Below are 13,141 nucleotides of genomic sequence, written 5' to 3' on the forward strand. Positions count from 1 at the left end.
AAAGCTATGTTGATTCTGACTCGTCGGTGCGCCGAGAGCCTGATCATTGGAGACGGCGAGATCACCGTGACGGTGCTTGGCGTCAAAGGCAACCAGGTGCGTATTGGCGTGAGCGCCCCGAAAGAAGTGGCAGTTCACCGCGAGGAAATCTACCTGCGGATCAAGAAGGAGAAGGATGAAGAGCCAAGCCTTTAATTTTTTTGAAGTTTTTTTCAAAAAAAGGGTTGCAAAGGTGAAAGAGGTTCTTTAATATTCGCCTCGTGTTGCGGTGAGGTGGCCGAGTGGCCGAAGGCGCTCCCCTGCTAAGGGAGTATACCTCATAAGGGTATCGGGGGTTCGAATCCCCCCTTCACCGCCATTATTTGCGTAGGGCGCTGTAAACGGTAGGAACGCTAAGTAGTTGTTTTATAACGCAAAGCTTCTTGCAAAAATGTTTCAGCGACCTATAATGCGCGGCAAGACACGGACTCATAGCTCAGCTGGATAGAGTACTCGGCTACGAACCGAGCGGTCGCAGGTTCGAATCCTGCTGAGTCCGCCACTTTTGAAGTGGCTTTGTTTGCAAGGCTGCTTCAATCAACCAGCGGTATCTGGTCTAAAACTGCCAATCGCGGACTCATAGCTCAGCTGGATAGAGTACTCGGCTACGAACCGAGCGGTCGCAGGTTCGAATCCTGCTGAGTCCGCCACTTTCTTGAAGTGGTTCTGCTTGCAAAGCCATTTCAGTCAACCAGCGGTAATCTGGTTTAAAACTGCCAATCGCGGACTCATAGCTCAGCTGGATAGAGTACTCGGCTACGAACCGAGCGGTCGCAGGTTCGAATCCTGCTGAGTCCGCCACTTTTTGAAGTGGTTCTGCTTGCAAAGCCATTTCAGTCAACCAGTGGTAATCTGGTCTAAAACTACCACCACGGACTCATAGCTCAGCTGGATAGAGTACTCGGCTACGAACCGAGCGGTCGCAGGTTCGAATCCTGCTGAGTCCGCCATACCCCATCAAAAAGCCCGCTCAATAGAGCGGGCTTTTTGTTTGTGCGCCAATGAATTCTTGAGCCTCTCGATCTACGCTCTTCTGTAATGATTGCGGTGTAGTCTTGAGCCGCTGAGCGGCCTCAAAAATCAAATGTGCTTTCCCATCCACAACAATCGTCGCACTGATAGCTTCACGCGTTGTCCCAGCTTTATCACGCAAACGATTGTTCTGGCCAAAAATTTAAGCGATCTGACAGCTTTAGCAGTGTATGATTGCGCCCGTCAGCCCCGCCGGGGCTTGTGGAAAACCACCATGGACTTACCCAGTAGTTACTCGCTAACACGATTCATACAGAAAGATCTGACCGATTGATTCCCTCGGCGTGCTCCGCTGCTGGGAGTGGAGTTCGCCTATGACCGAAGTAGAAGTTAAAAAAGCGCAAGAAAGCCTGCAGGATCGCCTGGCCCAGGTGGTCGAACTGCTGCAGCGCCAGCGCATGGTCGAAGACCTGACCCATCGCCAGGAAGGCGCGCACAACGACCTGGTGGAAAACCTGGTCCACCGCCAGAACCTCGTTGAGCTGCAGCGCAAGCTCGATGACCTGCACCCCGCCGACATCGCCTACATCCTCGAAGCCTTGCCCCTGGAAGATCGCCTGACGGTCTGGCAGCTGGTGCGCTCGGAGCGCGATGGCGACATCCTGCTGGAAGTTTCCGATTCGGTTCGCCAATCGCTGATCGCCGACATGGACGATCACGAGCTGCTGGCTGCCGCCAAGGAGATGGACGCCGACGAACTGGCCGACCTCGCCCCAGAGCTGCCGCGTGACGTTGTTCACGAGCTGATGGAAACCCTCGATGCCCAGCAACGCGAGCGGGTGCGTTCGGCGCTGAGCTACGACGAGGAGCAGGTTGGTGCGCTGATGGACTTCGAGATGGTCACCATCCGCGAAGACGTCAGCCTGGAAGTGGTGCTGCGCTACCTGCGCCGCCTGAAAGAACTGCCGAACCACACCGACAAATTGTTCGTGGTCGATTACGACGGCATCCTCAAGGGGGTATTGCCGATCAAGCGCCTGCTGGTCAACGACCCGGAGAAGAAGGTAGCGGAGGTCATGGCGACCGACCCTGTCTCCTTCCAGCCCGAGGAAGATGCCTACGATGCAGCGCAGGCTTTCGAGCGTTATGACCTGGTATCCGCCCCGGTGGTGGACAAGAGCGAACGCCTGATCGGCCGTCTGACCATCGACGAAATGGTTGACCTGATCCGTGAGGAAAGCGAGAGCGAAGTCCTCAACATGGCGGGTCTGCGTGAAGAGGAAGATATTTTCGCCTCGGTCTGGCGTTCGTTCCGCAACCGTTGGGCGTGGCTGGCAATCAACCTGATTACCGCGTTCGTTGCTTCGCGAGTGATCGGGTTGTTCGAAGGTTCGATTGAAAAGCTGGTGGCGTTGGCTGCGTTGATGCCGATCGTTGCGGGTATTGGTGGTAACTCTGGTAACCAGACCATCACCATGATCGTCCGCGCCATGGCCCTGGACCAAGTGTCGCCAGGCAATACCAGCCGTTTGATGCGCAAGGAGTTGGCGGTGTCGCTGATCAACGGCCTGGTTTGGGGCGGCGTGATTGGTGCGGTGGCTTTCTGGCTGTATGGCAGCTGGTCGCTGGGGGTGGTGATGACCGCGGCGATGACCTTGAACTTGTTATTGGCGGCGCTGATGGGGGTGCTGATCCCGATGACCTTGGCCCGCTTGGGGCGCGACCCTGCGATGGGGGCGAGTGTGATGATCACTGCTGTGACCGACAGCGGTGGTTTCTTCATCTTCCTTGGGCTGGCCACGCTGTTCCTGTTGTAAGCCAATCCTCCCTGCGGGAACAATCCCGCAGGGAAATGGCCTTGCTGCCAGTCAGACGCCCACAAAAAAGCCAGCTTACGCTGGCTTTTTCGTGTTCGCTGCAGCCCTCAGGAGGCGTCTGCGGCCATTTCCACATCGTGAGCGATGAGGGCGACCAGGGCGTTCTGCTGGCGGTGGGACAGTTGGCGGAAACGCTGCAGCAACTCGCGCTCATGCAGGGACAGTTCAGGGCTGTCCAGGCGCATGCTCAGTTCGTCACCCAGCGCACCTTCCTGGATAAGGCTCTGTTCCAGGCGTGCAATGATCTCGGAGTTCATGCTGCGGTGGTGGTTGCGTGCTACCTCGGCAATGCGCTCACGCATTCCGTCAGGCAGGCGGACGACGAACTTGTCAGCAGTGCGGCTCGAATAAATAGCCTGTTTCATTGGGCGCATATAAATTGACCAGAGTTTGGTTCAGGGGAAGCGGTTCTCAAATTGGCCGCACGGGATGGAAGTACGACCGTGGCGACGACAAAATGTTCAACCGCCAGTGAAAAATGGATGCTCATCTTGCCTCATGGTCGCCGTTTGCTTGGCGTCAATTATGTGACAAATAGTGATCCGGATAAAGGCTTTATGCCAGTACCAATTATCAGAAATGAGCACTGGTTTGAAAAGTTTTACATGCTCTGGCTAGCCTGGCCGTCAGTCTTTTGCCGTCAACAATCGGTAAAACGCAGAAAAATGCCCAGAAAAGCCCTAGAATGCGCCGGTTCCCTCCATAGAGCATAGTGGCTATGCAACATGACGCAAGCGACCGCCGATCAGGGACGGGCCGGTTGATATTTCTGGTTGGGCCGTCGGGTTCCGGGAAAGATTCCCTGATCGACGCTTCGCGTGAGCAACTGGCCGCCGCCGGGGTAGAAATTGCCCGCCGGGTCATCACCCGTTCGGCCGAAGCCAAGGGCGAAGCTGCCCAAGGGGTCACGCCTGAGCAGTTTGATACCTTGCGTGCGCAGGGTGCGTTTGCCATGCACTGGCGGGCCAATGGCCTGGACTATGGCATACCCCGGCAGGTGGACCAGTGGTTGGCGGCGGGGAGGGCAGTGCTGGTGAATGGCTCGCGGGCTTATCTGCCAGAGGCCCGTCAGCGCTATCCGGATTTGTTGGCCGTGTTGGTCGAGGTCAAGCCTGAGGTGCTGCGCCAGCGCTTGCTGGCCCGGGGCCGGGAAACCGCAAAAGAAGTGGAGCAGCGCCTGGCGCGCAGCGCACGCTTGCAAGCTGCAGCCGACCCGTCGGTGCATGTGCTGGATAATTCTTCCACACTGGAGGCGGCGGTCGCCGCATTCGTTTCGCTGCTTCGCGATCAGGGCGTGCTACCGCGGGGATAGCAGCCGCAGAAAAGGATTACGCGAAAAAGCCCAGTTCAGGCATGACAAACGCCAGCATGCTGGTTAACATGCTGGCCATCCCGCTGTGCAGCGCTCGCTGCCGGTCGTAGCGTCTCAGTAGCTCAATTGGATAGAGCATCCCCCTCCTAAGGGGAAGGTTGCAGGTTCAATTCCTGCCTGGGACGCCATTCTCGTCATTCCCATTATTGTCTCCGTCGCCTTTGTCGCCGCCGTGCTGCTGTTGACAGCACCTGCGCGTGGCCAGCGCTGTCATGCATCACGTTCGTGGGCTAACACCGCGCTTGACGCCAGCCGCTGGCGCATCAGGAAGTACCCCGCCACCACCAGCAATACCGTCAGTACCGTGAACCAGAACTGAAAACGCGATGCCGGGTCGAACGCCTGGGTGCCGATGACTGCCAGCAAGGCGAACAGCGCAATGATATTGGTGTAGGGGAACAGCCAGGCACGGAAGGCGTTTGGGGCGACCGCTTCGTGGCGGGTTTTCATGCGCATGGCCACGTGGGCGATGATGATGAAGATCCATACGACCATGACCAGGCTGCCGGTACTCTTGGCCAAGGTCATGAACAGGTCGCCGCCACTGACAAAGTGCACGGTCAGGATCATCGTGCAGATCGACAGGCTCAGCAGCAGTGCATTGATCGGTACGCCCTTGGCACTGGTGCGCGAGAAGAGCTTGGGCGCGTGACCGCGCTGGCTCAGCGAGAACAGCATGCGTGAGTTGGAGAACATGAACGAGTTCATCACCGACATGAACGAGACGAACAGCACCAGTTTCATGGCCACTGCCGCACCACCGAACCCGGCCAGGCTGAACAGCGAAACATAGGGCGAGGCCAGGTTGGCCTTGTCGGTCCAGGGCAGGCAAAGGATCAGGATCGATACAGAACCTACGTAGAACAGCATCACCCGCAGGATCACGCTCTTGATCGCGCGGATCACGTTCTGTCGCGGGTTCTCTGACTCACCCGCGGCCACGGCGGCAATTTCGCTGCCGCCCAGGGAGAAAATGACCACGATAACGCCGGCCATCACCGGTGACAGGCCGTTGGGCATGAAGCCGTTATGGGCGGTGAGGTTGATCAGGCCGGGGGCGGGAATCTCACTGTGCAGGCCGAGCAGGATCGAGACGCCCAGCAGCATGAAGATGAGGATGGTGGCGACCTTCATCGCGGCCAGCCAATACTCTACTTCGGCAAACGAACGCACCGAGTAGGCGTTGCTGGCCATGAGTGTCACCAGCATCAGGAAGGCGCCTGCCCAGATCGGTAGCCAGGGCAGGAAGTCATGCAGGATGGCGCCCAGCAGTACCGCTTCCAGGGTGATGGTCATCATCGACTTGAACCAGTACAGCCAGCCGACCGCAAACCCAGCCCAGTCGCCGAGGTAGGTGTTGGCGTAGGTCGAGAACGACCCTGCATCCGGGTTGCGGCAGGCCATTTCGCCCAGCATGAACATGACCAGGGTGACCACCAGGCCACCAATGAAATACGACAGTATGGCCGCGGGCCCTGCCGATGCGATCAGTGAGCCCGAGCCCATGAACAGCCCTGCACCGATCACCCCACCCAGCGCGATCATGGTGATATGCCGCTGCTTGAGGCTTTGCTTCAAACCGTGTGATTGCATTTCCTTGTCCTCTCTTATTTTAGGGGGGATCCGGCATCGTTCCCCTACGCAGGCATCGTCATGCGCCTGCGTCCACGCGTGGCAAATAGCTACCAGCCTGCCACCCTGGACAATAAGGCCAAGGACCTCAAACGAATTCTCTGCACAACATCCTGCCGATTTTTCCTGAGACCGGTGATGGCGCCGGTAGCGGTGCAGTTGGCGAAGCCATGCACCACCTGAACATCGACGCCACCGGACGCCTTCAAACCGTTCAGGCTGGTTCGCCTTGGACGAACCGCGGCGCTCTCCTTACCGGCCGCTGCCACTCCCTCATACCGGGCGTGCCGCTTGTTGCTCTTCATCCACACCGCCGTCCACCTTGGCGACCTGCTCTTGCGCTTTCTCCTCGATCTTGCGCTCGATGTCTTCTTTCATGCGCTGGGCGATCAACTCGTCGACCTTTGCTTTCATTTCGGGCGGCAGGGCGTCGTACTCTTCTTCGGTCAAGCCTATTTCACGCAGCAGTTTTTCCTTGATCATCTCGCCGGGCGACTTGGACATGAAGTCGTGAAATTCCTGTCGGGCAGTCTTGGGCGGCAGTGGTTCTCCGATGACCGGCTCGGTGGTCGCAGAACCCAGGTTTTGCAGCATCACCTTGAATTTGGCAAAGGCTTCTGCACGAGCATCCTCAGCGTTTTGCTGAGCGGTACTGCCCCCGCTCTGTTGTTGGCTCGCCGTGTTGGCGGTGGTTATTGGCGTGCGCAGCGGTGCAATCTGGGCCACTGTCTGCTCATCGCTGGTGTACCGAGGCTGGTGGAGCGTGGGCTGCCAGCTGACGCCGTTAGGGGCGATTATCATGTTTCCTCCTTGGAAATCTCGTTGGCAGCTACCAAGCGCAAAAGCCATGCCAGCGCTGTGCCGGTCGAAATCAGGGCGTTGGCGCTATTTCGGTTGCACGCGGGTGGGCATATGCTTGCCCGTGATAGGCATCATCTTGCCGCTCGCGGCAATCAACACCACTGTCGGCAGCCCCTTGATCGGAGCGCAGTTGCTGGGCATCAGGGAGAGCGTCCATGAGTCAAGACACCAGGCCGGTACCTGCCGGCTTCAGTGAACAGCAGTTGCACACCTTGTTCGATTTGATCAGCGATGGCATCTGGGACTGGAATGCCAATACCGGTTACGTCTATCGCAACCCGGGCTGGTACAGCATGCTGGGTTATGCCAGCCACTCCATGGCCAACTCGGTATTTACCTGGGAAAGCGTGATCCATCCCGAAGACTACCCACGGGTAATGGCCCATTTCGAGGCCTATATCAATCACCGCAACGAGCGCTACCGCATTGAATACCGTTGCCGTTGTCAGGACGGCAGCTACATCTGGATCGAAGACAGCGGCTACATCATCGCGCATAACGAGGACGGTTCCGTGGCGCGCATGCTGGGTGCGCACCGCAATATCGACGCTGGCAAGCGTTTGGTGTCTCAACTGGAACAGAAGAACCAGTCGCTGGAGTTTCAGGTGGCCGAACGCACTCGTGAGTTGTCCTGGGTGAACCAGCAGTTGCAGCGGCAACTGGACGAAAACCGTGAATTGGCCGAACGCGATGCGTTGACCCGTGTCGCCAACCGTTACCGGCTGGAGAGCGCGTTGCAGCTGGAGTGCCAGCGCGCCCAGCGCTTCCGCCAGCCGTTGTCGCTGATTGCCATGGACATGGATGATTTCAAGCCGATCAACGACCGCTACGGTCACGCCCGTGGCGATGCGGCGCTGGTCCGGGTGGCCGAAAGCCTGCGCACCTGCTTGCGCGAACTGGACCTGCTGGCGCGCTGGGGCGGCGACGAGTTCGTCATCGTGCTGCCGCAGACCGCGCTGGGGGAGGCGCTGGATGTGGCAGCGCGCTTGCGTCAGGTGCTGGAGCAGGTGGAGCCGGTGGGTGATTGCCGGCTGACCATGAGCTATGGCGTGGTGCAATGGCTGGAAGGGGAGGACCAGCACGCGCTGCTGGCGCGTGCCGACAAGGCACTCTACAGGGCCAAGGGGACAGGCAAGAACGCAATTGCCGAGTAGCTAGTGTGGTGTTTCACAAATAACGACCATAACTCGCGGCGCTTTTTGCGCTCATGCGGCGTTGTCGCTCCTCGCCGTAGCTGGGCTACGACTCGTCGCGACGCCTTGCCTGAGCGCAAAAATCGCTCGCGAGTTATTGGCCGTATTTGCAAAACACCACACTAGCCCCTCAAAGAGCGCGCTGTTTTCTGGAGGCTTAGATGGCCTGAATGAAAAAAGACCCGCAGCGCCTCTCGGCGCAGCGGGCCAAATCGGCCTCGGCCGCTTCAGTGTCAGATATGCAAGGCGTGGCCCAGGGCGCGCAGTGCGGCTTCCTGTACCGCTTCACCGAGCGTTGGGTGGGCATGAATGGTGCCGGCCACATCTTCCAGGCACGCGCCCATCTCCAGCGATTGGGCAAACGCGGTGGATAGCTCGGAGACCGCCACGCCAACCGCCTGCCAACCCACGATCAGGTGGTTGTCACGGCGCGCCACCACCCGCACGAAACCGCTTTTCGATTCCAGGCTCATGGCCCGGCCGTTGGCGGCAAACGGGAACTGCGCGACGATGCAGTCCAGGCCCTGCTGGCTGGCTTGTTCCGGGGTCTTGCCGACCACCACCACTTCCGGGTCGGTAAAGCACACGGCGGCAATCGCTGCCGGCTCGAAGCGTCGGGCCTTGCCGGCGATGATTTCGGCGACCATCTCGCCCTGGGCCATGGCCCGGTGCGCCAGCATCGGTTCGCCAGCGACGTCGCCGATGGCCCAGACGTTGTGCATGCTGGTGTGACAGCGCTCGTCGATGGCAATGGCGGCGCCGTTCATCTTCAGGTCCAGGCATTCCAGGTTGAAACCCTTGGTGCGTGGCCGGCGGCCTACGGCCACCAGTACCTGGTCGGCCTCAAGGCGCAGTTGCCCACCCTTGCCGTCGCTGGCCAACAGGCAGCCATTTTCGTAGCCCTCGACGCTGTGGCCCAGGTGCAGCGCTATGCCCAGTTTCTTCAGCGACTCGGCCACCGGGGCGGTCAATTCGCTGTCGTAGGTCGGCAGGATGCGCTCACGCGCTTCCACCACACTCACCTGTGCACCCAGCTTGCGATAGGCAATGCCCAGCTCCAGGCCGATATAGCCACCGCCGACCACTACCAGGTGTTGCGGCAGGGTTTTCGGCGCCAGGGCTTCGGTCGAGGAAATCACCGGGCCACCCAGCGGCAGCATAGGCAGTTCGACACTGCTGGAACCGGTCGCCAGCAACAGATGCTCGCACTGGATACGCTGGCCATCGACCTCGACCTGCTTGCCGTCCAGTACCTTGGCCCAGCCATGCACCACTTTCACCCCGTGCTTTTTCAGCAGGGCGGCAACACCGGTGGTCAGGCGGTCGACAATGCCGTCCTTCCAGGTGACGCTCTGGCCGATGTCCAGGCGCGGCGAAGCCACGCTGATGCCCAGCGGCGAGGGTTCGGTAAAGCGCGAGGCCTGGTGAAACTGCTCGGCCACGTGGATCAGCGCCTTGGACGGGATGCAGCCGATGTTCAGGCAGGTGCCGCCCAGTGCCTGGCCTTCCACCAGTACGGTAGGAATGCCCAGTTGCCCGGCGCGGATGGCTGCTACATAGCCGCCAGGGCCGCCGCCGATGATCAACAGGGTAGTCTGGATAATCTGTTGCATGCTCACTCCACGAACAGGCAGGCGGGTTGTTCGAGCAGGCCACGCACGGCCTGGATGAACAGGGCGGCGTCCATGCCATCGACCACGCGGTGGTCGAACGAGCTGGACAGGTTCATCATCTTGCGCACGACGATCTGGCCGTCGATCACCACTGGCCGTTCGACCATGCGGTTGACCCCGACGATTGCCACTTCCGGGGTGTTGACCACCGGCGTGCTGACAATGCCACCCAGGGCGCCAAGGCTGGTCAGGGTGATGGTCGAGCCGGACAGCTCTTCACGGCTGGCCTTGTTGTTACGTGCAGCGTTGGCCAGGCGCGAAATCTCGCCGGCATTGGCCCACAGGCTGCCTGCTTCGGCGTGGCGCAGCACGGGCACCATCAGGCCATTGTCACCTTGGGTGGCAATGCCCACATGCACCGCGCCATGGCGGGTGATGATCTGCGCTTCGTCATCGTAGGTCGCGTTGATCTGCGGGAAGTCACGCAGCGCCACGACCAGGGCGCGTACCAGGAATGGCAGCAAGGTCAGCTTGCCACGGCTGTCGCCGTGCTTGCTGTTGAGTTGCTGGCGCAGGGCCTCCAGGGCGGTGACGTCGATTTCCTCGACATAACTGAAGTGCGCGACCCGGCGTTTGGCGTCCTGCATGCGCTGGGCGATCTTGCGGCGCAGGCCGATCACTGGCACCTGCTCGCTGTCGGTGCGCTTGGCATAACCATCAGGTGCTTGCCCGGCATTGCTTTGCGGCCTGCTCATGAAGGCGTCGAGGTCTTCGTGCAGAATGCGCCCGGCCGGGCCGCTACCATGCACATAACGCAGTTCGATACCGGCATCCAGGGCGCGTTTGCGCACGGCAGGCGAGGCCAGCGGCTTGTCGCCCGGCTTGCGCGGCACGATGGGCGCAGCTTCGTGGTTGGTGGGCGCCTGGTACACGGCGGGTTTTACGTCTTTCTGCGGTTCCGGCTTGGCTGCAATGGGGGCAGCCGGGGCCTCTACCGGTTTTGGCTGAGGCACATCCACATGGTTGCCGCTGCCTTCCACTTCGATGCGGATCAGTTCGCTACCGACCGCCATCACTTCCCCGGGCTGGCCACCCAGGGCCAACACCTTGCCGCTGACCGGCGAGGGGATTTCCACGGTGGCCTTGTCGGTCATGACGTCGGCCACCACCTGGTCCTCGGCGATGATGTCGCCGACCTTGACGAACCATTCCACCAACTCGACCTGCGCGATGCCTTCGCCAATGTCCGGCATCTTGATGACGTGCGTGCCCATTCAGACCTCCATGACCTTTTTCAGTGCCGCACCTACCCGCGAAGGGCCTGGGAAGTAAGCCCATTCCTGTGCGTGAGGGTAGGGGGTGTCCCAGCCGGTGACGCGCTCGATCGGCGCCTCCAGGTGGTGGAAGCAGTGCTCCTGCACCAGCGACACCAGCTCGGCACCGAAGCCGCAGGTGCGGGTGGCCTCGTGCACCACCACGCAACGGCCGGTCTTCTTCACCGACTCGACGATGGTGTCCAGGTCCAGCGGCCACAGGCTGCGCAGGTCGATCACTTCGGCATCGACGCCGCTTTCTTCGGCGGCCACCTGGGCCACGTACACCGTGGTGCCGTAGGTCAGCACGGTCACGTCATTGCCAGGGCGGGTAATGGCGGCCTTGTCCAGCGGTACGGTGTAATAACCGTCGGGCACGGCACTGTGCGGGTGCTTCGACCACGGTGTTACCGGGCGGTCGTGGTGGCCATCGAACGGGCCGTTGTACAGGCGTTTGGGCTCCAGGAAGATTACCGGGTCGTCGCATTCGATCGAGGCAATCAACAGGCCTTTGGCGTCATAAGGGTTGGACGGCATCACGGTGCGCAGGCCGCACACCTGGGTGAACATCGCTTCCGGGCTCTGGCTGTGAGTCTGGCCGCCATAGATGCCGCCGCCGCAAGGCATGCGCAGGGTCAGCGGGGCAATGAACTCGCCGGCCGAGCGGTAACGCAGGCGGGCCAGCTCGGAGACGATCTGGTCGGAGGCCGGGTAGAAGTAGTCGGCGAACTGGATCTCCACCACCGGGCGCAGGCCATAGGCACCCATGCCCACGGCGGTACCGACGATGCCGCTCTCGGAGATGGGCGCGTCGAACACGCGCGATTTGCCGTACTTGTTCTGCAGGCCTTCGGTGCAGCGGAACACGCCGCCGAAGTAACCGACGTCCTGGCCGTACACCACCACATTGTCGTCGCGCTCAAGCATGACATCCATGGCCGAGCGCAGGGCCTGGATCATGGTCATGGTAGTGGTGGCCATGGCGGTTTCCGGGTTGATGCTGTTGTTGTGGTCGTTCATCTCAAACCCCCAGTTCCTGGCGTTGACGGCGCAGGTGTTCGGGCATCTCCTTGTACACATCCTCGAACATCGAGGCGGCGCTCGGGATGTGCCCGTTGGCCAGGGTGCCGTACTGCTCGGCTTCTTTCTGTGCGGCAATTACCGCCGCTTCGAGCTCGGCCGTGACGGCCTGGTGTTCTTCCTCGGACCAGTGGCCGATCTTGATCAGGTGCTGCTTCAGGCGGGCGATCGGGTCACCCAGCGGGAAGTGGCTCCAGTCGTCGGCAGGGCGGTACTTGGAGGGATCGTCCGACGTCGAGTGCGGGCCGGCACGGTAGGTGACCCACTCGATCAGGCTTGGGCCCAGGCCGCGGCGGGCGCGCTCGGCCGCCCAGCGCGAGGCGGCGTACACGGCGACGAAGTCGTTGCCGTCAACCCGCAGCGAAGCAATACCGCAACCCACGCCACGGCCGGCAAAGGTGGTCGACTCGCCACCGGCGATGGCCTGGAAGGTGGAAATGGCCCATTGGTTGTTGACCACGTTGAGGATGACCGGGGCGCGGTATACGTGGGCAAAGGTGAGGGCGGTGTGGAAGTCCGACTCGGCAGTAGCGCCGTCACCAATCCATGCCGAGGCGATCTTGGTATCGCCCTTGATCGCCGATGCCATGGCCCAGCCGACCGCCTGTACGAACTGGGTCGCCAGGTTGCCGCTGATGGTGAAGAAGCCGGCTTCGCGCACCGAGTACATGATCGGCAACTGGCGGCCCTTGAGGGGGTCGCGCTCGTTGGACAGCAGTTGGCAGATCATCTCGACCAGCGACACGTCGCGGGCCATCAGGATGCTTTGCTGGCGGTAGGTCGGGAAGCACATGTCGGTGCGGTTCAGCGCCAGCGCCTGGCCGCTGCCGATGGCTTCTTCGCCCAGGCTTTGCATGTAGAAGGACATCTTCTTCTGGCGCTGGGCAACCACCATGCGGCTGTCGAAGATCCGCGTCTTGAGCATGGCGCGCATGCCTTGGCGAAGGATCTGCGGGTCGATGTCTTCGGCCCAGGGGCCTTGCGCATCGCCTTGCTCGTCGAGCACGCGGACCAGGCTGTAGGACAGGTCGGCAGTGTCGGCAGCATCGACATCGATAGCGGGTTTACGGGCTTGACCTGCATCGTTGAGGCGCAGGTAGGAAAAATCGGTCTGGCAGCCTGGCCGGCCGGTGGGCTCGGGCACATGCAAACGCAGGGGGGCGTACTCGTTCATGCTTTTTACGCTCGC

At 60.7% G+C, this 13,141-nt stretch carries 12 protein-coding genes and 6 tRNA genes; 11 read left to right on the forward strand and 7 right to left on the reverse strand.

Going from position 1 to position 13,141, the window contains the following annotated elements:
• Window positions 1-6 precede the first annotated feature (6 nt).
• The 7 genes from csrA (at window position 7) to mgtE (ending at window position 2,828) form a co-directional block, all read left to right on the forward strand.
• Entirely contained in the window at window positions 7-195 is a 189-nt protein-coding gene (gene csrA, locus ACI7M0_RS07445; RefSeq protein ID WP_003254503.1) for a carbon storage regulator CsrA, read from the forward strand.
• A 72-nt stretch (window positions 196-267) separates the two neighbouring features.
• A tRNA-Ser gene (locus tag ACI7M0_RS07450) sits at window positions 268-358 on the forward strand.
• Between the two features lie 106 nt (window positions 359-464).
• Window positions 465-541, forward strand: a tRNA-Arg gene (locus tag ACI7M0_RS07455).
• Window positions 542-612: 71 nt separating this feature from the next.
• Window positions 613-689, forward strand: a tRNA-Arg gene (locus ACI7M0_RS07460).
• 74 nt (window positions 690-763) lie between these two features.
• Window positions 764-840 (forward strand) — tRNA-Arg (locus ACI7M0_RS07465).
• A 72-nt stretch (window positions 841-912) separates the two neighbouring features.
• Window positions 913-989, forward strand: a tRNA-Arg gene (locus ACI7M0_RS07470).
• 396 nt (window positions 990-1,385) lie between these two features.
• Window positions 1,386-2,828, forward strand: a complete 1,443-nt coding sequence (gene mgtE / locus ACI7M0_RS07475; RefSeq protein ID WP_003254500.1) for a magnesium transporter — start codon at window positions 1,386-1,388, stop codon at window positions 2,826-2,828.
• A 107-nt stretch (window positions 2,829-2,935) separates the two neighbouring features.
• Here the strand turns inward: mgtE and ACI7M0_RS07480 are convergent, their stop codons facing one another.
• Window positions 2,936-3,262 carry an Arc family DNA-binding protein gene (locus ACI7M0_RS07480; RefSeq protein ID WP_003254499.1) on the reverse strand — a complete coding sequence of 109 codons (327 nt, stop codon included), beginning with the start codon at window positions 3,260-3,262 and terminating at the stop codon, window positions 2,936-2,938.
• 69 nt (window positions 3,263-3,331) lie between these two features.
• Between ACI7M0_RS07480 and ACI7M0_RS07485 the strand changes: the two genes are divergently transcribed.
• From ACI7M0_RS07485 to ACI7M0_RS07495, 3 genes are all read left to right on the forward strand, one after another.
• A complete protein-coding gene (locus ACI7M0_RS07485; protein ID WP_129932598.1) occupies window positions 3,332-3,601 on the forward strand; it encodes a hypothetical protein in 270 nt (89 codons plus the stop codon).
• Between the two features lie 5 nt (window positions 3,602-3,606).
• A complete protein-coding gene (gene phnN, locus ACI7M0_RS07490) occupies window positions 3,607-4,200 on the forward strand; it encodes a phosphonate metabolism protein/1,5-bisphosphokinase (PRPP-forming) PhnN (RefSeq protein WP_129932597.1) in 594 nt (197 codons plus the stop codon).
• A 111-nt stretch (window positions 4,201-4,311) separates the two neighbouring features.
• Window positions 4,312-4,388 (forward strand) — tRNA-Arg (locus ACI7M0_RS07495).
• 82 nt (window positions 4,389-4,470) lie between these two features.
• On the opposite strand, the gene ACI7M0_RS07500 is transcribed toward ACI7M0_RS07495, so the two are convergent.
• A complete protein-coding gene (locus ACI7M0_RS07500) occupies window positions 4,471-5,853 on the reverse strand; it encodes an amino acid permease (protein ID WP_129932596.1) in 1,383 nt (460 codons plus the stop codon).
• A 312-nt stretch (window positions 5,854-6,165) separates the two neighbouring features.
• Window positions 6,166-6,693 (reverse strand): hypothetical protein, encoded by a 528-nt coding sequence (locus tag ACI7M0_RS07505; protein ID WP_020193305.1) that lies wholly within the window; start codon window positions 6,691-6,693, stop codon window positions 6,166-6,168.
• Window positions 6,694-6,908: 215 nt separating this feature from the next.
• Between ACI7M0_RS07505 and ACI7M0_RS07510 the strand changes: the two genes are divergently transcribed.
• On the forward strand, window positions 6,909-7,907 hold the full coding sequence (locus ACI7M0_RS07510) for a diguanylate cyclase (RefSeq protein ID WP_129932595.1): 999 nt from the start codon (window positions 6,909-6,911) through the stop codon (window positions 7,905-7,907).
• A 272-nt stretch (window positions 7,908-8,179) separates the two neighbouring features.
• Here the strand turns inward: ACI7M0_RS07510 and lpdA are convergent, their stop codons facing one another.
• From lpdA to ACI7M0_RS07530, 4 genes are read right to left on the reverse strand one after another with little or no spacing between them, the layout of a single operon-like run.
• A complete protein-coding gene (lpdA, locus tag ACI7M0_RS07515; protein WP_129932594.1) occupies window positions 8,180-9,559 on the reverse strand; it encodes a dihydrolipoyl dehydrogenase in 1,380 nt (459 codons plus the stop codon).
• A 2-nt stretch (window positions 9,560-9,561) separates the two neighbouring features.
• Window positions 9,562-10,833, reverse strand: a complete 1,272-nt coding sequence (locus ACI7M0_RS07520; protein ID WP_129932593.1) for a dihydrolipoamide acetyltransferase family protein — start codon at window positions 10,831-10,833, stop codon at window positions 9,562-9,564.
• Entirely contained in the window at window positions 10,834-11,892 is a 1,059-nt protein-coding gene (locus tag ACI7M0_RS07525) for an alpha-ketoacid dehydrogenase subunit beta (protein ID WP_012051588.1), read from the reverse strand.
• Window position 11,893: 1 nt separating this feature from the next.
• Entirely contained in the window at window positions 11,894-13,126 is a 1,233-nt protein-coding gene (locus ACI7M0_RS07530; protein WP_003254486.1) for a 3-methyl-2-oxobutanoate dehydrogenase (2-methylpropanoyl-transferring) subunit alpha, read from the reverse strand.
• Window positions 13,127-13,141: the final 15 nt, after the last annotated feature.

The sequence above is a fragment of the Pseudomonas sp. 10(2024) genome (genome assembly GCF_045164175.1).
GTDB classification, from domain to species: domain Bacteria; phylum Pseudomonadota; class Gammaproteobacteria; order Pseudomonadales; family Pseudomonadaceae; genus Aquipseudomonas; species Aquipseudomonas alloputida.

Bases quoted from the DNA above. Each gene is read 5' to 3' on its own strand.
- mgtE (WP_003254500.1), top strand. From the start codon at position 1,386: ATGACCGAAGTAGAAGTTAAAAAAGCGCAAGAAAGCCTGCAGGATCGC.
- ACI7M0_RS07500 (WP_129932596.1), bottom strand. From the start codon at position 5,853: ATGCAATCACACGGTTTGAAGCAAAGCCTCAAGCAGCGGCATATCACC.
- csrA (WP_003254503.1), top strand. From the start codon at position 7: ATGTTGATTCTGACTCGTCGGTGCGCCGAGAGCCTGATCATTGGAGAC.
- ACI7M0_RS07530 (WP_003254486.1), bottom strand. From the start codon at position 13,126: ATGAACGAGTACGCCCCCCTGCGTTTGCATGTGCCCGAGCCCACCGGC.
- ACI7M0_RS07510 (WP_129932595.1), top strand. From the start codon at position 6,909: ATGAGTCAAGACACCAGGCCGGTACCTGCCGGCTTCAGTGAACAGCAG.
- ACI7M0_RS07480 (WP_003254499.1), bottom strand. From the start codon at position 3,262: ATGCGCCCAATGAAACAGGCTATTTATTCGAGCCGCACTGCTGACAAG.
- ACI7M0_RS07520 (WP_129932593.1), bottom strand. From the start codon at position 10,833: ATGGGCACGCACGTCATCAAGATGCCGGACATTGGCGAAGGCATCGCG.
- phnN (WP_129932597.1), top strand. From the start codon at position 3,607: ATGCAACATGACGCAAGCGACCGCCGATCAGGGACGGGCCGGTTGATA.
- ACI7M0_RS07505 (WP_020193305.1), bottom strand. From the start codon at position 6,693: ATGATAATCGCCCCTAACGGCGTCAGCTGGCAGCCCACGCTCCACCAG.
- ACI7M0_RS07525 (WP_012051588.1), bottom strand. From the start codon at position 11,892: ATGAACGACCACAACAACAGCATCAACCCGGAAACCGCCATGGCCACC.
- lpdA (WP_129932594.1), bottom strand. From the start codon at position 9,559: ATGCAACAGATTATCCAGACTACCCTGTTGATCATCGGCGGCGGCCCT.